Source organism: Bacillus sp. FSL R9-9530, from assembly GCF_038008145.1.
Classification (GTDB): Bacteria; Bacillota; Bacilli; order Bacillales; family Bacillaceae_G; genus Bacillus_A; species Bacillus_A mycoides.
In genome coordinates, this window is record NZ_JBBOYO010000002.1 from 84,341 (window position 1) to 110,604 (window position 26,264).

The window sequence follows — 26,264 nt, forward strand, 5'->3', positions numbered from 1 at the left end:
CTTTTCCTTGTTACTACTATCATACAGAATTTCCCCTAGCTCTTGCTAGGGCTTTTTCTATATATCTTTATTTACATGAGAAACGTAGGTACGTTATAATAATCTCTTATTACATTCAAAGAGGTGCAAAAAATGAATAAAACCGAATTAACAAAAATGGTAGCAGAAAAAGCAGAACTTACACAAAAAGATGCAGCTGCAGCAACACAAGCTGTATTAGATGCTATAACAAATGCTCTTGCAAATGAAGAGAAAGTACAGATTATTGGTTTTGGTACATTTGAAGTGCGTGAAAGATCTGCACGTACAGGACGTAATCCACAAACAGGTGAAGAAATGCAAATCGCTGCATCTAAAGCACCTGCATTTAAAGCCGGAAAAGAATTAAAAGAAGCAGTGAAATAATTATACATAGTGAAAAAGGATCTGATATTCATATCAGGTCCTTTTTCTTTAGTGACATATTATACTTGCTTATCGTGTCTGTTTAACCAGGCTTTAGAAACTTTTCGTTCTCCAGATACTTCAATCTTAACCTCGCCATCTTCTTTGTATATCCGTTCAATGATTGGTATCGTCACCACTTGTTTTTCTTTTTGTTTTCGAAAATCATCCAAGTTGATAATAGTCATATTGCACTCTCCTTTAATGATTTCTAAAGAAAAAGGCACCCGTATGAGTGCCCTTCCCCTAACTTGAACCACCATTTACTTTTAAGAAACATCGCTTAACATAAATTATATCATATTTGTTAAATTCTGAAAATAATAATTGTTAGTGCACTGTATATTTGAAATAAAGTTGCGATGCTTTGTATTTTTTTCAGTGGAATCTAGTCTCCGCTATAATTCCTCTACTTGTGACCAATCACATTTTAGGCCATTTTCTTTAGCCCAGTTCTCTATCTGTTCTTGTGTCCATCCTTTTCTTGTTCCTAGCTCCACATACGCTTTTGGAAGTGCTGCGAGTATTTTCGTACGATCATTTCGTTTCTTAAGCCATACTGATAATGCTGTAGGATTTCCTGAGAAAACTACTTTGCTAATTTCCCTATTCCCGTAAGCTTTGATTGTCATGCTTAATCTCCTTCTCTATTTCTTCCCATGTTTCATTTATCTTAGTTGTTTTGAAATACCGCATGAGGGTGCTAGCGCATAATCCAAATTCTTTGAAACGACGTATTGGAATACGTCCCTCATTTACTCTATATACACGTTTCAATTTATCTGCTAGTCCTTGTTTGGTATAAACTTTTCGAGTGCCGTACGTTGAAACAAGCCCTGCTCTTTTATGCAATTCAAGCATACCACCAAATCTTAGAGTAAAGACATCTGCATTATATATATTATGAGATTCATTTAATTGCCTTGATGTTGCTGCTTGTCCTAAACAATTAGAAAAATCAACATACATTTGAAGTAATTCTTCATCGGTTTCTTTCACAATCTCGGGTGTCTTATTCATTGGTGTAATACCAGCTGCAATTAACGCATTATTATAATTCTGAAACATGTTTATAAAGATATGACGACTATATCCTAACTGTTCAAGCTCCTTTTGGGAAGGCACTTCCCCAAATTTTTTATACAATTCTTGTAGTATTTGAATGAGTTCTTCTCTTGTATAGTGAAATCCGTATAAATCGTCTTTAGAAATACCAGATAACAAAAGTATGCGATTCCAGCGCATGTTAAAACGAGTCTCATAATACGTTACGGATGGCACTACTTCTTTATTTCTTTCGTTCATAAATACATTCTTTTTAGTCGTTCCAAGACGCATTATCTCATCCTTAAGTAGCTGTAGTAGCTCTTTATCACTTTGTATGTAGACAGTCCCGTCAAAAGGCTCATAGCCTAATGAAGTAATGAAATCTCTATACCCCATATGAAGATACCGCTTAATTACTTTGGAATCTGGCAATGTTTTGTCTGTATTCAAATCATTTGTTGTCGGTATTCTATTATTTTTACGAATCCACATATGAAATATCTCGATGATTGCTTCTGCTGTAAAAGTTCTCTGATTTAGATGTTCAAAACCAGCCGCAGCAAGGGCATGATTCCAACTCCCAAATATTTTTTTAATTGGCGTCTGTTGTTTAATATCTCTTTTGGTTGGAATCTTCCCTAATTCTTTCGCTTTATACTGAATAATCAAGATTAACTCTTCTTTTGTATATTGCATTCGTCACTCACCTACATGAAAGAATATTATCTTCTTTTCTCAACAGCTTCTTTTATTCCTTTTTCGATAGCATTCCATACTTCAATTACATCGTAGTGATCTAACTCTTCTTTTGAAAGACTATTAGTTAAGTAGGTTTCATAGGAACCCTCTAAATTAGTTACATTTTCAAGATAAAAATCTAATTCATTATCATATTCATCTTTGTTTTTGTAATGACTTCCTTCACACATTTCAATTGCAACATATTCCTTTGCGATTTCTTCTAAATTTCTCATTCCTACTCACTCTATAATAATATTTTTTATTGAGGTAGCATCACATTGCTATCCAGCTAGTATTCATATTTACTTTCATAAGACAAATTGTATTTTACTGCATCTCAAGAATAATAGGAGAACTAGAAATTATAGGGAAAAATAGTTTAAGTACACCCCAATATATATTAATTCTAATATATGCATGAATTCATAAAAAATTCTATGCATTTATGTTATACTAGTATTAACCAAGAAGTATCCAACAAATTAGGATTAATCACTACATTTTCTTTCATAGTATGTCAACGTAAAAAAAGACACTTTCTATAGTGTCTTTTTTTATGTTTCGAGATGACTACATACTCATATTTGGCGAGTTTTTACGGATGTCTCCTGTGAGCTGGCCCATTGTTTCCCTTTTCATTTCTTAACTTTATCTTGATAATGATATGTGTACTACCATATATAGAACGGCACCTTTTATATATTTTCTGTCGTAATATTAACTCCATATTCTCTATAAAAATCTAAAATTGCAGATGCATTCACACCCAAATCTAATAGATTTTCTGGAAAGTAAATTTCAGAATCCGGAACCACAATATCAGATGTTTGTAAAATATGCTCTGCTTGGATAGCTGCTCCTAAAGCAGTAAGATGTGTTTGTCCTAACGGATCCGATATGTTCACACAGCGTCTATGAAATACACCTGTAGTATCATAACCTTCAAGGTGAATAACTATGTTATGTGCACTTCCCTTTCCGGGTTTATAGAGAATATTTTTCCGTAAACCGGTAAATTTTTCTCCGCTAATCATTTTCCAAATTCCTGTATTCACCAGAGAAACCAGCCCATATGTAGATATTTTACTATCAAAAGCAATACGAAAGTTAGCCGAAACAGCATGAATTGATTCTGGCAGAGTTACATGATCAGGAGTATCCAAACGATAACATTTTGTTATATAACCATTGGGAAAGCAGACTTTAATTGGATCAGTCATTGGATAAGCTTGCCGCATTCCCTCCCGAGCTTTGAGTTCAAATGGAATAGATAACCGATCCATATATGCTGTTGAATTTGGTCCTGCTTTGTCTTGAAGAGAATATAGTGCGTTGATATCAACTGTAACCTTTTGAAGATTTTTTGAATAAATTTTAGAAAAAAGGGCTGCTGTACCACCCATCCACCCAGAAGCTAATACAACAGGGGATTGAACTTCGACATTTTTCAATAGAGCAATAGAACTCTGAAAGCGTTCAGTCCAACGAGTAATGTCAACCAATGGAATTCTTTTTTGGACTGCGGATAGAAGTAGTCTATCTTGAGGGTCATTAACCGCATTAACGACTAATGTGAGATTATCATCCAAACTTCTTAAAGGATCATCTGTTGTGTTGTCTACCTTGACTATTTTTATTCTCTCTGATTCAAAAGGTAGTGCTTTCCCTAAGGTTCTTCCTCCTAAACTAATTTCCAAATCAGGATGTCGATCATGTAAAATTTGAGCAATTTGACTACCAACAACTCCATACCCACCAACAATTAATACGGTTTTCTTATTCATCGGAAACCTCCATTTTAATTAGTATGTACTTATAAGTTAAAATGATTAAAAACTTAAACGTTTAAACATAATATTTTTAAAAAAAAGGACAAAACGTGTCCCTAAACTATAAATGAGTACCTAATTCTTACATTCATCTTCGACTAAAGAAACAAGCTCTTTTAAAAGATTTATTGTTTCATTAAATTCAAGACAATAATACATTTCAGTTCCTTTTTTCTGAACTTGAAGCAACCCTGATTGTTTCAATATTTTCAGATGATGAGATACAGTAGGTCTTGACATAGGAATATGCTCCGCAATTTGCGTCACATTCAAGCTATCTTTATCAATTAAAAGTGATACAATTTGCTGACGAGTTGGATCTCCCAGTCCTTGAAAACATGGTCTTAAATTTTCTAAAATATGCATTACTCTATCATTACAGTTCATTTCACTCACATTACCTTCCGTTGAAGAATTTAATCATTTAAACACATTATAAATTACATTACTATCTAACGCAATAAAGAAGTAGCACCAATTTTGAGAATAAATATAGATAGTTCCATTTAATAAAATACTGATAATCATAGATTATTGTCTGTAGTTCATTAATAAATTTCGATAACTAAATTTCAAAAACTAGTATACATGCTCATACATAAATCAAAAAAACGAATATATTGGCATTGAACTGTTTTAAAAATCTAAAGTAATTTCAAAAAGGAGATTAGATAATATGAGCGAACAATGTCCAATTAATGTACCATGTCAGGTAGAAGGAAAAACTCAAACACCATTAAGTGATGCAGCTGCAACACCAATTCTTACTCCAGGAGCACCAATTGTAAAAATACCAGTTGTATTAGCTGAAAGAACAATTCAAATTGTTGTAGAATCCGATATTTCATTAGCACCTGCAGCAGTCGAAATTAAACGCGTCTTAAAAAACGTATTTTTAACACAATGTAAGTTAGTTCCTGTAGCATTTACCCCAGTACCAGATACAAATTACCGCCGAGTCACAAGAGCAAAATTATTTGTACAAGGATATATTCGTAAAAACATTGAATATGCAGGTAGTGCATGTAATTCAGTACTATTTGATCGCATTGCCAATGTTCCATTCTCTGGTTTTGCAGATTTAACAGAAGCTGATTTTCTATCACTAGCTTTAGTAGCTTCCTCTTCAGACACTACATCTCACTTTATTAATCCTAAAAACGGTGATGTACCACGCTTAGACAAATACTTCTTTGAAAATACAGTTTTTTACAACGAACAACCATATTGCGAATTAGTCAGCGTTCAATTTTTCGAGTTAGACTTTTCTCCTTGTCCAACAGAATTAAACGAACCATTTGATACTCTTCGTGAAAAAATTGTACTAGATCTGACTATAAAGGTTTTACAAGTACAACAAGTACAAGTATAAAACAAAGAAAATTTCTTATTTTTCAAAACCAGCCTACTTAAAAAGAACACCAATGCCCGTTGGTGTCCTTAAAAGGAAAATTATAAAATAAAAATAAAATGGAATAAGTGAGTGAAACCTATTCCAATCATACAATATATGCTTAACTAAAATTTATAGTGCTGAATATCATCATTAATAATAAATAAAAAGCCTAACTCTTATCTTTTTTCAAATAAATTAAAATCTCTTTACCATTAGATTTTAATTTATTTACCAAACAGGCCAATCCAAAACGACTTTTTCTGTTCTGAATCTGCTATAAGACGCTTGCTATCTTGTGTTTCTCTTAATGCCTGCATTAAGAGAACATCTCTTTGTTCTTCTCTTATTATTCTTTGAGCATTTGTTTCCTGTAAAAGTTTACTTTGTTGATCCAATCTTTGAATCAACTCTAAATTAAGTTGTTCCAATCGTTCTATACGTTCTGATAATGCTTTTATGTGTTCTGTATCTGCTTGCTACGCCATCCGTAGCAACAGTTGCTATCTCATTTTCTGTAACACTTGTTATTGCTAGGTTTATAGCCTGTTCTAGCGTTACGTTATTCTTGTTCATAACTGTTACTAACCTTAATATAAAAATACTTTGTCTTTACAAATAATACTCAAATATTTTTGCAACCTTTTCTTTCATTTTTTCTTTTATAGACAATTGATTAACGTCAGAGGATGTTACTTGCTTTGAATTTTGTAAGTCTGCATTAATCACTGGTTTTATTTTCGAAATATAGATAGGGTCATGAATATAACAGTTCATTTCTTCATTTAAATGAAACGAGCGTGAATCAAAATTCACGGTCCCAACCATCAATACTTTTTCATCAATCAAAAATACTTTACCGTGTAACACCCCCTTTTTATAACCATATACTTCCATACCCTGTTTTAATGCTTTTCGGATATATGGATATGCTGCTTCTTTAACTAATAGTGCATCCGAATGAGGTGAGAATAGAATTTTGACACGGACTCCCCTCTTTCTTGCATCTACTAATGCGTTCCAAATAGTTCTGTCTTTTGGTATAAAATAAGGTGTTAATATAATGATGGATTCTTTTGCTTGTTGAAACAGCATTGCATAATCTTGCCCAAGTTTTTCTCCACTATAATATGCAGTAAATCGTTGCGAGGTTGCTCCCTTTTCCTTTACCGCATTGTGTATCGGAATCGGTTTCTCTGAGTTTTTCTTCCAGTCTAATACAAATTGGTGTTCTAAATCTTGAACTCCTTCTCCTCGTATTTGAAGATGATAATCTCTCCAATAACCAAGTTTTTCTTTTTCTCCCAAATACTTCTTTCCGATGTTGAATCCGCCAATGTAACCAACCTTTCCATCAATAACTGAAATACGACGATGATTCCGATGATCCAAAGAAGAAAAAAGATAAGGGAAAGCAGGTTTATTGTAATATGTAAAATGAACTCCTTTTTTAACTAATAATTCTCTTTCCTTTTTCTTTAATAAAATTCCACCTAACCTGTCCAATGCATAGTATACTTCTACACCTTCTTGACTTTTTTTCCGCAATAGCTCTAGAAACTGATGACTTACTTTATCATCAGCAATAGAAAAAAAGTTAATATGCACGTAATGCTTTGCTTTCTCTATATCCGAGAATAATTGATTGTTTAACTGTTTCCCATCTGTATACATAGTAATATCACTTTGACGCATAGGGTATTGACTAGAATTCTGGCTAAATACCCCATTTTTTTCGGCTATTGTTCTGTCAATTTCACCCCAAACAAACAGAACTAAACATCCACCGATAAATAAAAAGAGGAATACTCGGAAAATTCTTCCTATCTTTTTCAGCATATTTAATCTCCTTTATATATTATCGTTTTATTTCTGTTAGTTTTTGTTATTGGGACAAAACTATTCCATGCATCTATTAGGGGTCACCATACATTGCCATCAACTTAAGAAAACAAGTCACCCCCAAAACGATAAATAAGCTTTTTCATTACAGGAAAGCCTGAAAATTTCGTTCTGAGGGTGTAATAAAGCCTTAGCTTGACAGCGATGTGACGGTACCCCTATAGGTAGTTACTTTGAGAAGTCAGCTCATTTTTTTCGTTTTAGGGCGTTTATTTTTCTTAAGTTGATGGGCATGTATGGTGACCCCTTATAGTACGATAGGGCACGTTAATCGAGGATGAAGGCATGAAGGCTAACGACTCTGATTTTTTTTAAATATCCCTAATAAAAAAATTGGATGTAAATACCAAATGGCTAAGTAAAGCCTTTTTAGAAACAAGCACCAAATCAAGCGCATATTTTCACTCACACAGGTAACATTAGTACTTGTAAGATCCAAACACATCCCTTAGGAGGTTTTCATCATGGGCTTTTTTGATTTATTTAACGAAGAAGGAACTCAAAAGGAAACTCGAAAAAAGGTAAGTGAAGTAGATCGCTCTGCCGATACAGAATTTGCAGCAGAAGACGTACATCTTGATCTTCGTGCTGAAGAATTGGAGATCGACAAACACCGTGTGGAGACTGGTGATGTGACGCTTCATAAGGACATTGTTGAGGAAGAACAATCAGTGAATGTCCCTGTTTTACATGATCAAGTCGTTATTGAACAAAGAGCCGTTGATCACGAACCAACAGATGAACCAATTACAGAAGAAGAAACGATTCACATTCCAGTAACTGCTGAAAAAATTGATGTAGAAAAGCATACGGTCGTCACTGGTGAAGTCTCTGCTCATAAACGTTCGGTTCAAGAAATAGAACAAGTACGCGACGTACTTCGTAAAGAAGTTGCAGATGTTGAATCGCATGGTAATACAGATATTATCAAAGAGGACTAATTGTGCCTACCTACTTAACTTCTAGTTAAGTAGGTTTCTTTCCATCCTCATATATAAAAAAGAACTTCAGGAGGTCCTATGGGAAAGTATATTACTATTGGTGTGATAATCGGTAGCATAATCGGTTGGGTAACAGGTTTTACAATCGTAACAGGACTCGTTATAGGAGCACTCGTAGGCGGCATTAGTTATACAATGAATTCGAGAAGGAACATCGACAAACCGACTAAAAAAACAAATGAAATTAAAGAAAAAACGCTTCAATTACGAGAAGAGCAGCTGGAAATAAAAAAAAAACGAGTACAAATAGGGGAGGTAAAGGTTCATAAAGAAGTCGTCGAAGAACAGAAAACGTTCACTGTTCCTATTAAGCGTGAAGTATTAGTAATAGAAGCAGGAAATAAGGAGGAACTTCGAATTCCTCTGAAAGAAGAAGAAATTGAAATAAACAAACACCCCGTGCAAGTAAATAAAGTATTGGTTACAAAACGTCAAATAGAAGAAATAAAACAAATAAAGGAAAAGCTAAAAAAAGAAACAGCACAAGTTTACGTTACAGGTGATGATGCGGATGTCATAAAAAAGCCGCCTTCTGTAACAAAGGACTAAACCATTTCCCGCCTTATTCGGGTAGGATAGGTGAAGGCGCTAACCAACCCCTACTCCTTTTACGTAACCTTCGAGACCACCTTCGCCTCCAACAATCAACAGCGCTGCATTGATAACACTATTGCAGTCAACTGCATCACAATCGAATGAGGAGGTAACTCATCAAACACAATCGAATGAACTTTTTCATGTTCTAGAGCCTCATCAGCCTACATAAGACCTCAAGATCTTCTGTTTTTTCTCTTTCAAAGAAGTGGTACCGTCTCCCCAATAGGAAGACAAAGATAATTTGTGATGAAAATTCGCTAAATATTGCTTGATATGGGGTCTCGCCACACATCCATCAACTTAACGTATATTTTTATACAAAATGCGGTCTTTCCACGTAGTTTTTTATTATCTGTTATAGATGTTATAAAAGTAGGCACATCAAATAAACCCTGACGGGTTTCAAATTTTTCGCTATGCTACCTGATGGGCAGAAGTGGTATACTCATACACAACACCTAAAATATCAAAGACTGTTTTTTTCTCATATCTGTGAGATTTTCGTCCGTTTCGCTGTAGGAGGTTAAACAGACGAAGGAGAATCTTTGATAATTCTTGGGTGTTTTTATGTAGTGCTTGATGAAAAAGTAAGAAATAATCTTTAATTATGTACATCGCTTTATATTCACTTAGTTCTTTCTGTTTCTTACGTAACAGGAGTTCTCTCATTTTAAACATAGTAGAAGAACATAATAGGATACTAATGAGTTGTCCATAAAGGTGGCATTCTAATCGCTCTTGTTTAATAGATTTACAACGATGAATTCGAAACCAAGATTTCCATATTTTAAATAACAGCTGTCGGGTAAAGAACTGGCGCGGTATCAGTTATGACCCGTCTCCAGCCCCTCCCCATAAGAACTGCTCGTGAAGTTTTCCCTCAAGCAGCTCACCCCATAAACTTCATCAAAAGGGTTATGAGACCTATCAGATGGCAGACACTTTCATCAATGTCTTCCTGAGCTTTCGAGAGGACGAACTTTCCAGTCCCAATAGAGTCCTAGTACACCATAGAGATATTCACTACTCCATCTCTGCCATCCAATGCTACGCTTTTGTCGCCGTTTCCTTCTCGTCAATAACGTACGGACTTTCATCTCTGTATAGTCCCGTACTTTACTAAAAGCTCGACTAGAATTCCCAACCCGGAAGTAATTCACCCATCCAATCAGTACAGTATTGATTTGTTTTACTAAATCTTGTGCAGGCCTGGCGCCTGCGTTTCTGATTAATTCTCGGATTTTTGCTTTCACTTTCGTACAGGCTTTCTTCTTCGGGGTAATAAGAACAAAGTATCTACTCTTATTTCGATTAAGTACTCGCCTCAAATCAAATCCTAGGAATCCGAAGGATTCTCCTTTTAAAACATTAACCACTCGGGTTTTCTCCAGATTCAGTTCAACTCCCAAAGGCTTTAATTGTTCCCACAGTCGTCGCAATGCCAATTCAGCCCATCCACGTTTACTAGAGTGTCCGCTTACAGTGATAACTATATCATCAGCAAAACGGTGATAGTTTACAGCCTCGTAATGGTTTTCTGTTGTCTTACGTCGAATGGCATCAAATGTCCAATCTACTTCATTGAGGTAGATGTTTGCGGCTAGGGGAGAAAATGGTCCCCCTTGCGGGACACCAATCTTTCCTGTCACCTTGATTACCTGTTTTACAAGATGCATAACTTGCGAATCTTGGACACGCTTTGCAATTTTCTCCAAAAGTATGTGGTGTCGAATTGTATCAAAGTAGCGTGACAAGTCAACATCGATTACTACAGTCATCCGGCGCAATATGCTACGTCGCACTTCTGCCAGTGCTTGATGTGGGGAGCGTTTTGGTCGGAATCCGTAGGAATTTGGGCAGAAATCAGCTTCAAAGATGGCTTCCAATATGAGTTTTAGCGCTCCTTGGACCACGCGGTCCCGTATACACGGGATTTGTAGTGTCCGCATTTTTCCGTTTTCTTTTGGGATTTCTACTTTACGATTAGCTTGTGGTTGATATGTTCCAGCCTGTAGTTCTGCTTGGATATTCTTTAAAAACGGCATAACTCCCTCTAGCTCTATATCAGCGAAACTTTTCCCGTCGATGCCTGGGGCACCGTTGTTTTTTCTCGCTTGCTGATATGCTTCATGAAGGGTTGTTAGTTTGGTAATGTGGGAAAATAGTCCCCAAAACCGATGCGTAGGTTCAGACTTCGCCTTTTGATAGATTCGTCGCCTTAGTTCCTGCAAAGTAATAGGTGTTTTTATCATGGCACCCTTGCCTCCTTTGGTCGTACGAAATATTTACAGGTTCGGACCCTTCCCTCCCCGCGCGTTTTGCTGCACGCAGATCTCTGGTACTACGATCCGTTCCGCCACCCTGACACCTACCGTTCTCACTTCCCGATCGCGGTTATAGAGACGGTCTCCTCGATGAGGTTTCTTCATCGGGTGTCGAGGGCTTCTCCAGTTTCCACATTATCTTTCTCTCCATGTCGCCGCTGATACCCCGCCGGTGAGAACTGCCGTTCCAGACTCGTTTCGGTCAGTTCTTGCTGCTTTCGCACGTTATCGACCGTCTCAGCCACCGGAATTGCGTGTAACGAGGCTACGTCTACGTTCACTGTACGTTACAACCTGGAGATTTGCCCACATGCCTTTTGCATGTGATGTCAGAGGGCTTCGCCGTGTCGCTTTCACTTCATGGCGCCTCTCAGGCTACGGGAGTGGAGTCTATTCTCCCGATTGGACTTTCACCAACTAGATAATGTGTCCTTATCTGGACACGCCAATTTGCCAACGCAGTGAATATAAATCATAGATTTTCTCTTTCGGTACCCATTCCGTAGGAATGTTTGTCATATATACCGTAATTCCTTGTAAAAGTTTCGTACGCTCTGTATATGTAATCCCTTTTTTCTTTTCACGAATAGCTCGATCATGTAGACGTTTCTATTTTTGCTCCTCTGTACATCTATAAACCACAATGCGAGTGGGTAGTTTGTCTTTGCTCCCTACATATACATCATGTAATTCATACACTTGGCCAGGTTGTAATTGGTTCATGATGTCTTCCAAATGAATTTGTATATATACCGGTCTCAATTGAGCAGGTTTTGTTTTAAATACCACTGTTTCGAATTCTTTTCTATATATTTTAGTTGGTAATTTAAGACGCGATAAATAATACCCTTCCTTATCTTGGATCGATTTAAAGTCTTGTAAACGAAAATACCCTAAGTCACGAATATATAGTTCATTCTTTTGCGTCACGTCCATTCGAGTCGCCCCATATGCCTGATCACTTCGTTTTCCTGGTTCAATTTTCACATCAGAAAACTCTCCACTCAACAAGTCATACTCTAATTGAATTTTCACACCAGCTGTATGACTACAGCCTCCAGCACCAGGATAAGTAGCTGCGAATCGATCTGAAACTTGAAAGGTTGTAGAATCAAGGATGCGAATCCGCTCAAAGTAAGCAGAAAGAGAATGAGAAATTGTAGATGATCCTCCAATTTTAGCTTGTAGAAGTGTAGTAAATACATTTCGAAAGAAGGCTACAGAAGCCGAGTTAAATCGTCGATTCAGTCCCTCAGGACTTAATAAAATTCCTGTTGAAGTTTCTAATTGACTACAAAGTTGAGTAAGAGAGGTTGTAGCGATTTGTTGATTTAACCATACACACAAAGATAAAAAATGGTGCCCATGGCACTTGCGTTTTCGTTTCATTCCACCTGCTTCTATAGCTAATTGATTAAGTGTAGCGGGAGACATATATCGATATAACTCTTCGGCAAATAAAGACAGCTCTTGTTTTTGATGCATATTCATAAAAAGCACGTCACCCTTTCTCATTAACATAAGAGAATAGTAACGTGCTTTTAAGTTTAAGAATAGTCTAAATCCTTAAGTTGATGGATGTGTGGAGATACCCCATCGCTATCAAGCTAACAAAACAAAATACCCCCTAAAATGAAAAAATGCGCTATTCTTTCTGTAGAAGCATAGGAAAGGATGGCGTTTTGTATGTCTGTTTCTGTATCTGATGAATTACAACTATTTGCTCAAGAAATTCAAAGCTTCTTATCCCCAAATCTCTTACGAGATCTTGCTAGAGATGTTGGTTTTGTGCAACGAACCAGTAAGTACCAAGCAAAAGATTTAGTCGCTTTATGTGTATGGATGAGCCAAAATGTCGCCACGGCTTCTTTAACTCAGTTATCTAGCTGTTTAGAAGCATCAACAGAAGTACTTATTAGTCCCGAGGGACTGAATCAACGATTTAATCAAGCAGCCGTCCAATTTTTACAACACATATTAGCTGAACTACTAAACCGAAAATTGGCCTCATCTATGCCGATTTCTTCTCCATACACTTCTGTTTTCAAGCGTATTCGTATTTTAGATTCCACTGCTTTTCAACTCCCAGATCCCTTTTCATTGTTTTATCCAGGTGCAGGAGGGTGCAGTCATACAGCTGGGATGAAAATTCAACTTGAGTATGACCTGTTAAGCGGACAGTTCCTACATATTCATACAGGTCCAGGTAAACAACATGATCGAACCTACGGTTCCCTGTGTGTCCCAACTGTAACAGAGAATGATTTATGTATCCGAGATTTAGGTTATTTTCATTTGAAAGATCTTCAACATATACAAGATAAAAAGGCTTATTATATCTCACGTATCAAATCGAATACACGTATTTATCAAAAAAATCCTAACCCTGATTATTTTCAAGATGGCAGAATCAAGAAAGGTACAGAGTATATCCAGATAGATATGGAGGTTTTAATGAACTCCCTTCAACCAGGACAAACATGTGAAATATCCAACGCTTATGTAGGAATGACTGATAAAGTCCCAACTCGTGTGATTGTTCATCGACTAACCAAAGAACAACAACAAAAACGATTACAGGATCAAGCTGTACGAGAAAAAAAGAAAGGAATGAAATATTCTCCTCGTAGTAAACGACTTAGTGGTATCAATGTTTATATGACCAACACTCCTGCAGATATTGTTCCGATGGAACAAGTACATGATTGGTATTCTTTACGTTGGCAAATCGAAATTTTATTTAAAACGTGGAAGTCATTCTTTCACATTCATCATTGTAAAAAGATAAAACGAGAACGATTGGAATGCCATTTGTATGGGCAACTGATTGCCATTCTATTCTGTTCTTCTACCATGTTTCAAATGCGGCAATTACATCTTATGAAAAAGAAACGGGAACTGAGTGAATATAAGGCCATATATATGATTAAAGATTACTTTCTTCTTCTTTTCCAAGCTATACAGAAAGACACCCAAGAGCTATCAAAGATTCTAATTCGCCTGTTCAACCTCCTACAGCAAAACGGGAGAAAATCTCATCGATATGAGAAGAAAACAGTCTTTGATATATTAGGTGTCGTTTACAATTGTACCATGTCTGATAATCAAGCCGCTTAATTCAAAAAATGAAACCCGTTAGGGTTTATTTCGTATGCAAATCTTTAAATTCCCTACACGTAGCCTTTGTAAAAAAGAAACAACCTTTACTATAATTGACGTTGTATGAGCTTAGCTTGATAGCGATGTGGAGATACCCCCTTTATGGGGAAAATCCCTTAATTACATTATAATCTTCCAGTGTATCCACGTCGTAAAATAATTTAGCATCATTATATGGAGCAAACTTACCTCGAAAGGATTTGTTAAAGAAAATAGAACGAGCCCCTTGATCTCCTTTTAGTTTTTTCAAAGCTGGAAAAATTCTCTTGGAAAATAAAACAGGAGGCTGCGGTATATCTTGGTAGCTAGCTGCTACATAATCAAGTTGTGGGGAGTGTTGATAATCGTCTATTAGTGAATTCACAATCTCAACTGTAACAAATGGTTGATCCGCAAGTATTACTATCACTCCATCCGCATCCATGCTTTCAGCTTTTTCTAAACCGCAGCGAAGAGAATAAGACTGCCCAAAAGATGTATTCTTACAACAAAGAATATGGATCTTTTCCATCTGTTTACATTGTAACAACCAAGGCGTTTCATTTGAAACTATGATAACATCACTTAGATTTGAAGCAAGTGAAGTACTCAATGCCATATTTCCAAGCAATGTACTTCGGATCGGAAGACACAGCTTATGCATCCCCGGACCTGTTCTTCTGCTCTTTCCTGCTGCTAAATATATCCCTATTATTTTCATCATTTTTCATCCTTACCATTTGTATTATTTCTGCCATGATGCTAAGAGCAATTTCGCTTGGTCCCTCAGCTCCGATAGATAAGCCAGCCGGGGAAAAAACCCATTTAGGTTTGTCTTCTTCTCCGAATAAGCGTGATGTACGATATCGAGACCCCAGAATACCTAGATAACGACAAGGAAAGTTCTGTAATAGGATAAGTAGTTCCTGATCCCGTTTGAAATGATGCGTCATGATTACTATAAAATCCTGTTTCATTATGGATATACTTGACATGACCTCTTTTGGAAATCCAACAATACATTTATCTGCTTGAGGAAATCGCAGTGGTGTGCATAATGCATCCCGCCAATCACAAATAGTAACAAAAAAACCAGTTTCTTTTGCTAAAGAGACAAGCGGTTTTGCGTCTTCTCCCGCACCGAATATAAACAAGCGTGGTTGTGGTTCGAAGCAATGTACATATAGATGTTCATACCATCCGTTCTTTAACTCAGAGAGGACTGGAACTTCCCCTTCCCAATCGCCAAACTTATGTCCCTCTTCGCTTAAAAAAAGAGTCTTTGATTGTGATAGGTTTTTAATCATCCATACACGATCCCCTTTTTCTGTATACAATCTTACTTTTCGCAAATACTCCTGATATATACAATTCACTTGTTCTAATAATATATAAATGACTCCATTACAACCTACTCCCCATGATAAATCCTCTTCATCTCTCATATCAAATTCATGTATGACCCACTTTTTGCTACTTACATCTGTAGTGTAAAAATAAAGTTCTTCCTCAATACACCCTGCGCTAAGCATTCCGATCCTTATTCCGTCTTCTCCATATACCATCATTGACCCTTCTTTTCGATATGATGAACCGTCTACTCGAATGATTGTCGCAAGGGTACAAGGTTGTGACATCGATATTATCGCTTCTAATATATCGTGTATAGTAGGCATTACACTTCACCTTGCCTTTGATTTTGAAGAACTGATTTTACTGCTTCTCTAATTTCCTGATAACTTGTACATCGGCAAATGTTTGATTCTAACCATTCTTCAATTATTTTATCGGTTGCTTCAGGATAAATAGTCATGAGAGCATGACAGTTTATAATAAATCCTGGTGTACAATATCCGCATTGGAACGCCCATTTTTCCACAAATGCTTTTTGTACAGGAGAGTCATATAAGCCTTCAATTGTTGTTATCTTTTTTCCTACTGCTTCTACTGTAAGCATGATACAAGATTTAATTGGCCATCCATCCACTAAAACTGTACAAGTTCCGCAATCTCCGTTTTCACATCCACGTTTTGCTCCAGTTAGATCAAACTGATCCCGTAGCGTATCTAAAAGTGTATCGGCTGCTCTCACTATTCCTTCTCTATTTTCTCCATTTATGTGGAGAATCACTTTTGTAATCAAAATCTCCCTCCTTCAAACTTTTCTAACATATCCTGCAGCAGATTTCTTAATACAAACAAACGGTATTCTCTGGACCCACGGATATCGTCCAGTACAGGTGCTGGAATACGTAATACAGTCCTTTCTATTCTATCTTTAATTGACAACTGATTATTATTGATTTCTATTTCCATAACAGAGGATCGAAAAGGAAAAGCGCATAAACCGCTGAATGCCATGCGAATCTTATTCCCTTTTTTCAAAGCAGCAAGCGTAATAACTGGATAATCTATTTTTTCAAGCTTTCTCTTTTTCACACTATAAAAAGGGAGTCCTGCATACTCTATATCAGTTATAATTTGCAGGAGAAATTCTCCCTTGTTTAATCTTAGTTTCTCTATAAACAGCCGATGAATGGAAACATAATGTATTCCCTCCATTCCTGCAATTACAAGGGTACTGTCTGCCAATAAGAAAGGAAGCACAGCTTCTCGGTAAGGAATTTCACCTGCAATGTTTCCGCCCAATGTAATTTTGTTTCGTGCCGTATGATCAGCTGCTCTTGATGCCGTTTTACTCAGAATTGGAAATATATTCGCTTCTGTAACACGTGTCAAAGTAAGTGCTGCACCGAGAACTATATAATGTTGATGCCTCCCAAGCACGTTACATTCTGTAATCTCCTTTATATCAATTACAGAATTTGTATAATTTTTTTTAGATCTACCGAGGGTAATAATCTCAGTTCCGCCGCCGTAATATAGTGGATTTTTCCCTTCCTGATAAAGCTTTGAATATAGCTGTAACGCTTCTGTTATAGAACGAGGGCGATAATATTCAAAATCATATGGAATCATAAAAAGGGAATCTCCTTTTTTAGTTTCGTTCTCCAAATCAATTCTGGAGTAATCGGTAGCTGATGAAGAGAAACCTGTGCTGCAATTGATAAGCTATTGGCCAGAGCAGCTGGCATACCAAGGATGCCATGTTCACCAAGAGCTCGAGAACCAAACGGCGAACCGATATGAGGTGTTTCTACAAAATTTACCTCATATTCTGGCTGTTGTCCGTAATGGATCACTTTATACGAGCGAAATTGATTGTTTAATATTTTTCCTTTCTTATCATAGATGAATGCTTCTCTTGTCGCAAAACTAAGGCCCATGCTCATTGCACCCATTACTTGAGTTTCAGCTCCTTTCAGGTTTAATACCTTTCCAGCATCTATTACGCTGACAGCACGAATTAGTTTATATGTATAATCTCGCGTATCAAATTCAACTTCTACTGCCTGCGCTGTGATTCCCCATTCTGGACCTGATTTTCCCTTCCCGGTCTCTTTATCAGGTTTTGTGATTCCCTCAAACACATATACTCCTCTTCCTACAACCTGTGGGTTGACTATTTGTCCATTTGAGTCAACATATCCTAACGCAATCTCAGATATATCTATAGAGAGATGAGGATCTATTTTTACATATACTTGTTTGTTGGCAACTTCCAAATCCTCTATCGGATACTCCAATAAAAGGGAGGCAGCTTCTTTCAATTGTCTGATGGCATCTTCTGTTGCGGCAAGAGCTGCATTTCCTACCAAATACGTAGTTCGACTTGCAGCTGTTTTCCAATGTTTTGGTGCAATCTGCGTATCTACTTCCATTTTGATATGAACGTCTTCCATCCCCATTTTCATCTTTTCTGCTACCATTTGTGCAAGCACAGTTTTTGTACCTGTTCCAATCTCCACTGCACCACAATTTATATTTACACTCCCATTTTCATTAAACGTTACTACAGCGCCAGCACCTGCGTTTGGTGGTGTAGTGGAGTTCTTCCATGCGAAGGCGATTCCTTTTGCACGTACCTTTCTATCTGAAATTGGGATGTACTGCCCTTCATTCCAACGGATTAAATTTTTTAATCTTTTTAAGCACTCTGCTGGATCTCCCATATTACTTCTCGTCACCGGAACTTGTGTTGGTGTCGTATCTCCTGGTTGGATTGCATTTTTTAATCGAAATTCAAGTGGACACATTCCTATTTTGTTTGCCATAATATCTACTGTCCGCTCTACAACAAAAGTATATTCAGAATGTCCAAATCCACGGAATGCTGTTGCATAAGGATGGTTTGTATACATGCAAAGAGAATCACACCATACATGTTCAATTGAGTAAGGACCTGTACAATCTAGGCCCGCAGCTTTACTGACAACAACTGCCCGGTCCGCATAAGCTCCACCATCAAATAAGAAAAGGAATTCCACGGCCTTTAATCTCCCCTCGTTCGTACACCCTAGTTTGACTTTTGCTTGCAAACCAATATGCACAGGCGAAGTAATAAAATCCTCTTCTCTGCTATTACGAAGCTTTACCCTTCTTCCTCCTACAGCTTTGGAAGCAAGATAGGCTAAGATTTCAAGTTGCACCATGGTTTTCCCGCCATATGCTCCGCCTACTAAAGGTACTTGAACATGTATCTTGCCTTCATCTATATGAAATGCTTCACTCAGCTGTTTCCTAATCTCAAATGGTGCTTGGGATGTAGAAGTAACAAGAACGGATCCATTCGGCTTAATCTCAGCTTTTGCACATCTCGTTTCCATTGCAGCATGATCAGACTGTGGAAATGAAAAAAATTCTTCCACAATTATATTGCTCTCGCTAAATCCCTTTTCAATATCACCTTTCCGAACTTTTGTCCGCGTGGCAACATTTGTATTGGGTTCTGGCTGTGCTTCCTCTATAATTCTATATTCCCCTAAACGTTCATGAACAAGGGAAGTATTGTTTTGATATGCTTGTAAAGGAGAGTTAACGACAGGAATTTCTTTATACGTTACATGTATAGAAAGAATGCCTCTTTGAGCTGCTTCTTCACTATCCGCAATCACCATTGCGATGGGTTCACCAAAATATCGGACTTTCTCAAAAGCCAGCGGTGGTCGATCCACTATACTACTTCCTACTAGATTAGGATAATCCTTACCAGTGATAATATTCCGTACACCTTGTACTTTCCAAGCTATACTCGTATCAACTCTTTCTATATATGCATGTGCATACTTGCTTGTTAAAAGCTTTACATGCAAGGTTCCTGTTGCATTTTCATCGTCAATATACTTTGCTTTTCCGGTTATCTTATCCATTGCCTCTTTTCTGGGAATACTTTTTCCAATGACATGATACTTATCCATAAACCCCCTCCTTTTTAGCGTTATTCATAGTATATGAGCTTTATAGTTCCTTTAGTACATAGGGGTAACAAGGCCATAATTTGTTGCTCTTAATCCTTCTGCACATTGTTTGAGAATTAGGCTTAATTAAAAATGAAATAGAATTGTATATTAGAAGTAGCACCACATCCCCATCAACTTAAAAATTCAAAATCACCCTAAAACGAAAAAGAGTCCTAAATTAATAGGACTCTTTTTTACTTTTCTCGAAAGTAAACTTTTTATTATTAGTTTACTTTCATTTTAAGAGTTTTTAACATGAAAATAAGTAGTTTTAATTATAATGATATCCAGTATCTTCTAGTCAATTTCCCATCATTAGGATCTAATCTTTCATCTTCTAATACACCGTTATTGTTTTCTATTACCCCTATTGAACCCAAGTTATCATCAGCACACGTTACAAGGATTTTATTAAGCCCTAATATTTTTGATTTAGCTAAGGCTAATCCTAGCATTTTTGAACCATATCCTTTTTTTCTTTCACTTGGTTTTACAGAATATCCAATATGCCCTGCATAGTTCAATAAATAGTCATTTAATTCTAATCTTAAATTCAACATACCAACAATTGAACTATCGCTCTTTTTAACAGCAATATACTGAATTGCTGGTACTCGATTGTCAGGAACAGTTTTTCGATTTTCATTTATTTTTAAATGATCTAACCAGTCTGTTACGCTGTTTTTAAAAGCTAGCGTAGAAGTTCCTTCAATTCCATTTAGACTATATGGATACTCGTTCTTGTAACTCATAATTTCTTGTTCAAATTCTAAGCTAGGTAAAAGTAATTCAATTTCATCCATTGCTATCACTCCTAAGAATTTATATCCATAAAATAACAAAAAGATTGGCACTTTGCTATCTAAATTTACTACTTATAATAGGACGTTATGTTAACCTTACATGTATAGGATATACAGGATTCTTTGTTCAAATATAGGGACAGATTTGTTGAAGAAAGAATTATCATTATGAAATAGTAAGTGTGGAGGGAATTTATGAAGGGCAAACCAGAACTAAAAATAGATAAGGTAGGATAAACCTAATAAAATCAACAAAATGAAAGTAAACCAATGGGTAAAAGTTTACTTTCGTTTTTTAAAATTCTTTATAGATGAATTTGTAATAAATTTCTCAATATAGATATAGATACTAAATATGGGTTTTATATCGAAAATTAACAAAAAATATAATATGATAAATAGTAAGATGGTTTTGCCTTTTCTCCTTATGCTAAAGATAAGATCATACTCTCCGATCTTATCTTTTTTATTTGTAGATTTGTAACAAAAAAAGAATCCTTATAATAAGGATTCTGCAACAGGAACTAACAGATATATAACAATAAAAAGAATTACTTATATTATAATTTAAAAATGCAACAATTACATTGATAAAATTTTAAATGAATTGAATATTATTACATGTTTAATTGATTAGGATTAGGAGTTGGAGTAGTAATCTGTCATCTGTTCCTTTATTTTAAAGAAGATTGAGTTCATTCAATCTTCTTTTTTATTGGAAATAAATGTTCAAAAGACAGAATAAATAGTGTATTCTTAGTATAAGAGCTATTCTATTTTGTTTTTCCTTTAGGACAAGGCTGCAAGTTAGCCTTGTTTTTTGTTTGTTTAAGCATGTTTCCAAATAAGAGTAAAGCGATAAGGGAGTTTGTAACTGAAAGTGGATATAAAGATTTTAAACGATACAATAGAAACGCGAAAAGAAGAATTGATTCAATTGGTTATAAAATATGGGTTTAGTCACCAGAAAGTAATTAACGTTAGCCAGGAGCTAGATCATTTAATTTATCAGCTAATGAGGAAATCTAAAATAGAATCGTATTAATGTACGACGAAAAGGAACCCTTTTTATAAGGATTCTTTTTTTTCTTATTTGGGGTCACCATACATGCCCATCAAGCTAAGGTTGAGTATTCCATGAACTTCCGTTCTTGATGCCCACATGCTTGATATTTTGTTTATTTGTTTTTAAAAATACGCATTCCAAATAAACCTTGATTAGGTGTATTTTTAAAGATTATGCAGTTTTCCGCTTTAGATTGGATACAGTGCACTGATAAACAATGCCTAAAATATCAAAGACTGTCTTTTTCTCATATCGATGGGATTTCCGCCCGTTTTTCTGTAAGAGGTCAAACAAACGAAGGAAAACTTTTGATACTTCTTGGGTGTCTTGTTGGATGGCTTCATATACTAAGTACAGATGATCTTAAATCATATAAATTGCTTTATATTCACTTAATTCTTTTTGTTTTTTTTGTAGTAACAACTGTCGCATTTTGAACATAGTAGAAGAACAAAGAAAAATAGCGATTAACTGTCCATAAAGATGACATTCTAGACGCTCTCGCTTAATATTGTGACAATGATTGATACCAAAAAGAGACTTTCATGTTTTAAATACAATTTCTATTTGCCAACGTAGTGAGTAGATATCATGGACCTGTTCCATCGGAACAATTTCCCATGGTATGTTGGTAATATAAACGTTGATTTCTGTTAATCGTTTACTTTTTTCAGAGTATGTAACTCCTTTTTTCTTTTCAACATAAGATTGCTGTTTCCTACGTTTATGAATTTGAGTTGATGTAAGTCTGTATATTACAACTCGTGAGGGTAATTTTTGTTGTCCAACATAGGCATTCTGAATTTCATAAGTATCTCCTGGTTTTATCTGATGCATGATATCTTCAAGGTCAAGTAAAACATATAAAGATTGCTTTTTAACTGTCCCATCCCGAAAGAATTCTGGCGATTCATTTTTTACATATACTCTATTATTTAATTTCAACCGTGAAACATAGAATACCCCTCGTTGATCCATCTGGTCTAAATCTTTTAGAGAAAAGTATCCTAAATCTCGAATACATAAATCTCCTGGGCATAAGGTATCTAAACACTCTGTACCAAAGGTTTTATCATTATTTTTACCTGGTTCCATTTGAAAATTGAGGAATTTCCCACTCTGTAAATCATACTCTAGTTGAATCTTAATACCGGCTGTTTGTGCACATCCTCCTGAACCAGGATAAATAGGAGCTAAATGATTGGGTACTTGAAAAATAGTAGCATCTAAAATACGTATACGTTGAAAATAAGAAGTATATTGGTTTCGGATTTGAGACGAATCGTTTAGTTGGCTTTTGACTAAAAGAGAGAATACACGCTGTAGAAATAAAACAGCGCATCAGTTAAAACGTTGATTAAGTCCTTCCGGACTCATTAGTGTAGCTGTATTTGCATAAAGCTGACTACATAATCGAGTGAGAGAATCGCTTGCTACATGTCGACTGATCCAAATACATAAAGCAGCCATATCTCGTGCGCCATACTTACTTTTACGTTTTACAAAACCTGTCTCCTGTGCGAGTTGTTGGAGAATATGTGGAGATAGATATCGCTGTAGTTCTTCAGCGAATAAATGAAACTCATCTTGAATCGATAGATTCATACAAAAACGCCATCCTTTCTGTATATTTCTACAAAAAGAATAGCGTTTTTCTTATTATTTAGATACAAATTTATCTCAATTTGATAGCGATGAGATGATATCCTTATTAGTATTTAATGTATCTAAAAACCCTTCAGATTTTCTGAAGGGTTTCTTCGTTCACATAGTCTTTGCTAACAGATATAAGTATAATTCACTAAGAAAACATATTTTTACTATTCAGTAATATTTTTCATGAATAAAGCTGTCCACAGTCCAGAAACACCAAATACTTTATTCGATTGTTTTATCTCTTTCATTCTACGTATTTCTACTTCAGAAAAATCTCTAAAGATGACTCTAAGTTTTGCATCTGTAAAACCTAATCCACCTTTAAGACTTTGTAGTTTGTATACTTCCCAATCCGTTATATCTGCCCCACCCAATTCTCCACCTTGAACAAAACAAGTGATTGCAAAATAACCACCTGGTTTTAAAGCCTTTTTCACCAAATTTATATAATTCATTCTTCTGTGTGGAGCAATATGATGAAAGCATCCTGAATCATACACAATATCGTATGTACCTTCTTCAATTTGTAAGTCAAAGATATTGTTATAAATAAAATTCACATGTACATTTTTTTCTTTTGCCCGTTCGGTTGCCCATTGAATTGATTCCTGTGATAAGTCTACCGCATCAACTAAGCATCCTTTTTCAGCAAAGTAAATTGCATTTCTGCCTGGACCGCATCCAAGTTCAAGAACTTTCCCTGGATTAAGTAATTCTTTATCGAAATAATTAACTAGGTTCTCATCTGGTTTATTAGTAAAAAAGGGAACTCCTTTTTCACGATTTGAATAAAAATTATCCCAAAATTGAGTTGGTTCAAGCAATAATGAATCTAACATATCCAATAAATCTTCATAACTACTAATTGTTTCTTTCACAATAACCCCTTCTTTCCAATTAAATCTTACATTCTAATTGTACTAACAATTAGAATGATTCGTGTTTCATAGGGGTTAACAACACTTTAAATTCAAATAAGTTCGAATCCTCTACATATGCCTATTTATGTTAATTTAACGCACATAAAGATACCTAATTTTCCTTTTATATTACTTTAAAAGTATTTACCTTACTCTTTGTGAAAATCCAACCAAACAATTGGAAATACCCTTAGAATTAGAATTCTATTTCGATTTTCCAGAATTATCTTTACAATTGTTGCAATAATATTACAAATGGAGTAGCTATGCATTCTCATTAAATAAAGATGTTTCTTTGGTAATTTACATAAATTTCATTATCAGTAGCAAGAAAATGAGCACATCCCTTATTGAAATATCACCAATTTGTACCAAGCTAATACTTTGAAGTCTTCAAAAATAAAATTTAGCTTATTACATTTAGCTCATTTTTTAGTTTTGGGGGTAACTTGTTTTCTTAGCTTGATGGGCATGGGGTCACCATATCATTTTAAGAAAATTGTACGCTAAGGAATTTATAAATGTTTTGTAACATGTTTATAAACCTTACAAACCTTGATTTTATAAGGATTAAAGTTATTCCAGTTCCAAATAGTCCCTATTTAGCTGAAAAATAGTCTTAACGTACACCAAACATCTTAATTGTTTCCAAATTATGTCTAAACGTACAATTTTCTTTTTTTGATATGGTGAGGCCATATAGGTAACATATGTTGATTATTTTTTATTAATGTAAAACATTATTGTATAATTTTACTTTTTATAATTAGGAATAGTTTGTTTAATGAGCATTGATTCCTTCTTGCTTCTATATGAAATCGAAATATTTCATTACCCTCCTATTTTAAGATTACATCTCGTACTAAATTTTTAACTTAATTAATTACACTAAAAACGGTCAAATTTCATTTGCGATATAGTTTTCTGAATAAACTTTATTTTTGGAAAATATTGTTGAATATTGGTAATATTTACCGTACGTTTAACGTATACTAGTAAGTTATAAAAAACATAGAAATGGGGATGATTTTGTGAAAATGCTAAAGAGAAATATCTTTGTGCTCTTTGCTTTTATCATTGGTTTCACTACAATCGGAGTTAGTTCTGCAAGTGCTTATACAAGCCAGAAATTCCCTGTAAGACCAGAAAGATATGGTGAGTGGGATGGAGTAACTATTAGTAAACACGTTGGTGGAGACATTGCAGTAAGAGTTTGGCAACAGGGTATTCACAGTGGACAGCAAGCGGAAACACAATGGGTATTAACAAGTTGGGAAACTGGAAAAATATATACTCAATATTTGAAATATGATTATGATGGCGCATTCACTTTTAAAAACGTTCCTTATGGTTCTTATTCACTAACATGGACATCTTTAACAGGTGCAAAGACAGAGGGATGGTTTTATGTTGCAATGCCAGGTGGATCGGTTTATAAATAAAAAAGAGGGTGTGTATGTTGTTTGACATACATACCCTCTTTTTATAATTTCTGCATTGATTGAGCTATTGTAATTAATTCTTGTTTAGAGATTCTTGAACTAAATAACTCAATCATTGTTCCATCTTGTACCCACATTAATTGCCCACCTTGTACATCTTTAATTCTTTTTGTTGGTGTTAACGGATGAAACACACCATTCATATTGTTTATTTTCACTCTCTCGCCATGTTCCCCAGGTTGAATATTATTGCCTGTTGCCGCACTTTCAATAACTGCAACTTTTAATTGCGTTCCTGTTTTATTCAAAAAATGTATTTGTACTTTTTCCATATTTTTATGTACTTGTTCTGGATATTTTAATTCTATATTCCAATTCTTAGCTATTTCTTTAGGAATAAAACAATTAAAAGAAGTCTTTCCTTTTAATTCATTCAAGGAAAATCCTTTATTAACTACATTCACATTTTCAGCATAAGCATTGATATTAAACTGACTACCTGTCATGAACAGAAACAATGCAATCATTAACTTGAAAACAATATTTTTCATATGTTATCTCCTACTACAACGGATTTTACTAATAGTATTAGATTCCATTA

General features: G+C 35.3%; 23 protein-coding genes and 4 pseudogenes. 7 read left to right on the forward strand and 20 right to left on the reverse strand.

Annotated features, from left to right (window positions below; genetic code table 11):
• Positions 1-132: 132 nt before the first annotated feature.
• Entirely contained in the window at positions 133-405 is a 273-nt protein-coding gene (locus MKX66_RS28215; RefSeq protein WP_002139643.1) for an HU family DNA-binding protein, read from the forward strand.
• 59 nt (positions 406-464) lie between these two features.
• On the opposite strand, the gene MKX66_RS28220 is transcribed toward MKX66_RS28215, so the two are convergent.
• The 6 genes from MKX66_RS28220 to MKX66_RS28245 form a co-directional block, all read right to left on the reverse strand.
• On the reverse strand, positions 465-632 hold the full coding sequence (locus MKX66_RS28220; protein ID WP_002139645.1) for a hypothetical protein: 168 nt from the start codon (positions 630-632) through the stop codon (positions 465-467).
• A gap of 210 nt (positions 633-842) precedes the next feature.
• Entirely contained in the window at positions 843-1,076 is a 234-nt protein-coding gene (locus MKX66_RS28225; RefSeq protein WP_002139648.1) for a hypothetical protein, read from the reverse strand.
• Positions 1,051-2,187, reverse strand: a complete 1,137-nt coding sequence (locus MKX66_RS28230; RefSeq protein ID WP_326997602.1) for a homing endonuclease associated repeat-containing protein — start codon at positions 2,185-2,187, stop codon at positions 1,051-1,053. The genes MKX66_RS28225 and MKX66_RS28230 overlap by 26 nt, the downstream gene beginning before the upstream one ends.
• Before the next feature lie 26 nt (positions 2,188-2,213).
• Positions 2,214-2,465 (reverse strand): hypothetical protein, encoded by a 252-nt coding sequence (locus MKX66_RS28235; RefSeq protein WP_326997603.1) that lies wholly within the window; start codon positions 2,463-2,465, stop codon positions 2,214-2,216.
• 462 nt (positions 2,466-2,927) lie between these two features.
• Complete coding sequence (locus tag MKX66_RS28240; protein ID WP_326997604.1) at positions 2,928-4,016, reverse strand: saccharopine dehydrogenase; 1,089 nt, start codon at positions 4,014-4,016, stop codon at positions 2,928-2,930.
• 120 nt (positions 4,017-4,136) lie between these two features.
• A complete protein-coding gene (locus MKX66_RS28245; protein ID WP_028402147.1) occupies positions 4,137-4,448 on the reverse strand; it encodes an ArsR/SmtB family transcription factor in 312 nt (103 codons plus the stop codon).
• Positions 4,449-4,737: 289 nt separating this feature from the next.
• Here MKX66_RS28245 and MKX66_RS28250 point away from each other — a divergent pair, with 289 nt between their 5' ends.
• Positions 4,738-5,433, forward strand: coding sequence for a CsxC family protein (locus tag MKX66_RS28250; RefSeq protein ID WP_326997605.1), 696 nt, complete (start codon positions 4,738-4,740; stop codon positions 5,431-5,433).
• Positions 5,434-5,681: 248 nt separating this feature from the next.
• Here the strand turns inward: MKX66_RS28250 and MKX66_RS28255 are convergent.
• Together MKX66_RS28255 and MKX66_RS28260 are read right to left on the reverse strand one after the other, a co-directional pair.
• Positions 5,682-6,051: pseudogene (locus MKX66_RS28255) on the reverse strand (DUF3967 domain-containing protein); the annotation flags it as partial.
• 15 nt (positions 6,052-6,066) lie between these two features.
• Positions 6,067-7,293 carry a phospholipase D-like domain-containing protein gene (locus tag MKX66_RS28260; protein WP_341087774.1) on the reverse strand — a complete coding sequence of 409 codons (1,227 nt, stop codon included), beginning with the start codon at positions 7,291-7,293 and terminating at the stop codon, positions 6,067-6,069.
• A 527-nt stretch (positions 7,294-7,820) separates the two neighbouring features.
• On the opposite strand from MKX66_RS28260, the gene MKX66_RS28265 reads away from it, so the two are divergent.
• Entirely contained in the window at positions 7,821-8,297 is a 477-nt protein-coding gene (locus tag MKX66_RS28265) for a YsnF/AvaK domain-containing protein (RefSeq protein WP_341087777.1), read from the forward strand.
• Positions 8,298-8,375: 78 nt separating this feature from the next.
• Positions 8,376-8,906: a YsnF/AvaK domain-containing protein gene (locus tag MKX66_RS28270; protein ID WP_326997608.1), complete on the forward strand. Its 531-nt coding sequence runs from the start codon at positions 8,376-8,378 to the stop codon at positions 8,904-8,906.
• A gap of 462 nt (positions 8,907-9,368) precedes the next feature.
• Here MKX66_RS28270 and MKX66_RS28275 read toward each other — a convergent pair.
• The 3 genes and pseudogenes from MKX66_RS28275 to MKX66_RS28285 form a co-directional block, all read right to left on the reverse strand.
• Positions 9,369-9,755: pseudogene (locus MKX66_RS28275) on the reverse strand (IS4 family transposase); the annotation flags it as partial.
• Positions 9,756-9,901: 146 nt separating this feature from the next.
• The gene (gene ltrA / locus MKX66_RS28280) at positions 9,902-11,206 is read right to left on the reverse strand and encodes a group II intron reverse transcriptase/maturase (protein WP_341085428.1); all 1,305 of its coding nucleotides are present in this window, start codon (positions 11,204-11,206) and stop codon (positions 9,902-9,904) included.
• A gap of 519 nt (positions 11,207-11,725) precedes the next feature.
• A pseudogene (locus MKX66_RS28285) lies at positions 11,726-12,769 on the reverse strand (IS4-like element ISBce2 family transposase); the annotation flags it as partial.
• 195 nt (positions 12,770-12,964) lie between these two features.
• Between MKX66_RS28285 and MKX66_RS28290 the strand changes: the two are divergent.
• Positions 12,965-14,395, forward strand: a complete 1,431-nt coding sequence (locus MKX66_RS28290) for an IS4 family transposase (protein WP_341087780.1) — start codon at positions 12,965-12,967, stop codon at positions 14,393-14,395.
• A gap of 142 nt (positions 14,396-14,537) precedes the next feature.
• Here the strand turns inward: MKX66_RS28290 and pucB are convergent, their stop codons facing one another.
• The 6 genes from pucB to MKX66_RS28320 all read right to left on the reverse strand — a co-directional run bounded on the left by pucB (position 14,538) and on the right by MKX66_RS28320 (position 20,579).
• The gene (pucB, locus tag MKX66_RS28295) at positions 14,538-15,137 is read right to left on the reverse strand and encodes a xanthine dehydrogenase accessory protein PucB (protein WP_341087781.1); all 600 of its coding nucleotides are present in this window, start codon (positions 15,135-15,137) and stop codon (positions 14,538-14,540) included.
• Complete coding sequence (locus tag MKX66_RS28300; protein ID WP_341087784.1) at positions 15,073-16,092, reverse strand: XdhC family protein; 1,020 nt, start codon at positions 16,090-16,092, stop codon at positions 15,073-15,075. The genes pucB and MKX66_RS28300 overlap by 65 nt, the downstream gene beginning before the upstream one ends.
• Positions 16,092-16,559 carry a (2Fe-2S)-binding protein gene (locus MKX66_RS28305; protein WP_098990534.1) on the reverse strand — a complete coding sequence of 156 codons (468 nt, stop codon included), beginning with the start codon at positions 16,557-16,559 and terminating at the stop codon, positions 16,092-16,094. Before MKX66_RS28305 ends, MKX66_RS28300 begins: the two co-directional genes overlap by 1 nt.
• Positions 16,556-17,395, reverse strand: coding sequence for an FAD binding domain-containing protein (locus MKX66_RS28310; RefSeq protein ID WP_341087786.1), 840 nt, complete (start codon positions 17,393-17,395; stop codon positions 16,556-16,558). The genes MKX66_RS28305 and MKX66_RS28310 overlap by 4 nt, the downstream gene beginning before the upstream one ends.
• The gene (locus tag MKX66_RS28315) at positions 17,392-19,734 is read right to left on the reverse strand and encodes a xanthine dehydrogenase family protein molybdopterin-binding subunit (protein WP_341087789.1); all 2,343 of its coding nucleotides are present in this window, start codon (positions 19,732-19,734) and stop codon (positions 17,392-17,394) included. The genes MKX66_RS28310 and MKX66_RS28315 overlap by 4 nt, the downstream gene beginning before the upstream one ends.
• A 317-nt stretch (positions 19,735-20,051) precedes the next feature.
• Entirely contained in the window at positions 20,052-20,579 is a 528-nt protein-coding gene (locus MKX66_RS28320) for a GNAT family N-acetyltransferase (RefSeq protein WP_341087791.1), read from the reverse strand.
• Positions 20,580-21,459: 880 nt separating this feature from the next.
• On the opposite strand from MKX66_RS28320, the gene MKX66_RS28325 reads away from it, so the two are divergent.
• Complete coding sequence (locus tag MKX66_RS28325) at positions 21,460-21,624, forward strand: aspartyl-phosphate phosphatase Spo0E family protein (RefSeq protein WP_341087793.1); 165 nt, start codon at positions 21,460-21,462, stop codon at positions 21,622-21,624.
• A 192-nt stretch (positions 21,625-21,816) separates the two neighbouring features.
• Here MKX66_RS28325 and MKX66_RS28330 read toward each other — a convergent pair.
• Positions 21,817-23,250 (reverse strand): annotated as a pseudogene (locus MKX66_RS28330) (IS4 family transposase).
• A 215-nt stretch (positions 23,251-23,465) separates the two neighbouring features.
• Entirely contained in the window at positions 23,466-24,179 is a 714-nt protein-coding gene (locus MKX66_RS28335) for a class I SAM-dependent methyltransferase (protein ID WP_341087796.1), read from the reverse strand.
• A gap of 1,079 nt (positions 24,180-25,258) precedes the next feature.
• On the opposite strand from MKX66_RS28335, the gene MKX66_RS28340 reads away from it, so the two are divergent.
• Positions 25,259-25,663 (forward strand): hypothetical protein, encoded by a 405-nt coding sequence (locus MKX66_RS28340; protein WP_341088152.1) that lies wholly within the window; start codon positions 25,259-25,261, stop codon positions 25,661-25,663.
• A gap of 41 nt (positions 25,664-25,704) precedes the next feature.
• On the opposite strand, the gene MKX66_RS28345 is transcribed toward MKX66_RS28340, so the two are convergent.
• Positions 25,705-26,214: a DUF4367 domain-containing protein gene (locus MKX66_RS28345; RefSeq protein ID WP_341087799.1), complete on the reverse strand. Its 510-nt coding sequence runs from the start codon at positions 26,212-26,214 to the stop codon at positions 25,705-25,707.
• Positions 26,215-26,264: the final 50 nt, after the last annotated feature.

Bases quoted from the DNA above. Each gene is read 5' to 3' on its own strand.
- MKX66_RS28215 (WP_002139643.1), top strand. From the start codon at position 133: ATGAATAAAACCGAATTAACAAAAATGGTAGCAGAAAAAGCAGAACTT.
- MKX66_RS28220 (WP_002139645.1), bottom strand. From the start codon at position 632: ATGACTATTATCAACTTGGATGATTTTCGAAAACAAAAAGAAAAACAA.
- MKX66_RS28225 (WP_002139648.1), bottom strand. From the start codon at position 1,076: ATGACAATCAAAGCTTACGGGAATAGGGAAATTAGCAAAGTAGTTTTC.
- MKX66_RS28230 (WP_326997602.1), bottom strand. From the start codon at position 2,187: ATGCAATATACAAAAGAAGAGTTAATCTTGATTATTCAGTATAAAGCG.
- MKX66_RS28235 (WP_326997603.1), bottom strand. From the start codon at position 2,465: ATGAGAAATTTAGAAGAAATCGCAAAGGAATATGTTGCAATTGAAATG.
- MKX66_RS28240 (WP_326997604.1), bottom strand. From the start codon at position 4,016: ATGAATAAGAAAACCGTATTAATTGTTGGTGGGTATGGAGTTGTTGGT.
- MKX66_RS28245 (WP_028402147.1), bottom strand. From the start codon at position 4,448: ATGAACTGTAATGATAGAGTAATGCATATTTTAGAAAATTTAAGACCA.
- MKX66_RS28250 (WP_326997605.1), top strand. From the start codon at position 4,738: ATGAGCGAACAATGTCCAATTAATGTACCATGTCAGGTAGAAGGAAAA.
- MKX66_RS28260 (WP_341087774.1), bottom strand. From the start codon at position 7,293: ATGCTGAAAAAGATAGGAAGAATTTTCCGAGTATTCCTCTTTTTATTT.
- MKX66_RS28265 (WP_341087777.1), top strand. From the start codon at position 7,821: ATGGGCTTTTTTGATTTATTTAACGAAGAAGGAACTCAAAAGGAAACT.
- MKX66_RS28270 (WP_326997608.1), top strand. From the start codon at position 8,376: ATGGGAAAGTATATTACTATTGGTGTGATAATCGGTAGCATAATCGGT.
- ltrA (WP_341085428.1), bottom strand. From the start codon at position 11,206: ATGATAAAAACACCTATTACTTTGCAGGAACTAAGGCGACGAATCTAT.
- MKX66_RS28290 (WP_341087780.1), top strand. From the start codon at position 12,965: ATGTCTGTTTCTGTATCTGATGAATTACAACTATTTGCTCAAGAAATT.
- pucB (WP_341087781.1), bottom strand. From the start codon at position 15,137: ATGAAAATAATAGGGATATATTTAGCAGCAGGAAAGAGCAGAAGAACA.
- MKX66_RS28300 (WP_341087784.1), bottom strand. From the start codon at position 16,092: ATGCCTACTATACACGATATATTAGAAGCGATAATATCGATGTCACAA.
- MKX66_RS28310 (WP_341087786.1), bottom strand. From the start codon at position 17,395: ATGATTCCATATGATTTTGAATATTATCGCCCTCGTTCTATAACAGAA.
- MKX66_RS28315 (WP_341087789.1), bottom strand. From the start codon at position 19,734: ATGGATAAGTATCATGTCATTGGAAAAAGTATTCCCAGAAAAGAGGCA.
- MKX66_RS28320 (WP_341087791.1), bottom strand. From the start codon at position 20,579: ATGGATGAAATTGAATTACTTTTACCTAGCTTAGAATTTGAACAAGAA.
- MKX66_RS28340 (WP_341088152.1), top strand. From the start codon at position 25,259: ATGCTAAAGAGAAATATCTTTGTGCTCTTTGCTTTTATCATTGGTTTC.
- MKX66_RS28345 (WP_341087799.1), bottom strand. From the start codon at position 26,214: ATGAAAAATATTGTTTTCAAGTTAATGATTGCATTGTTTCTGTTCATG.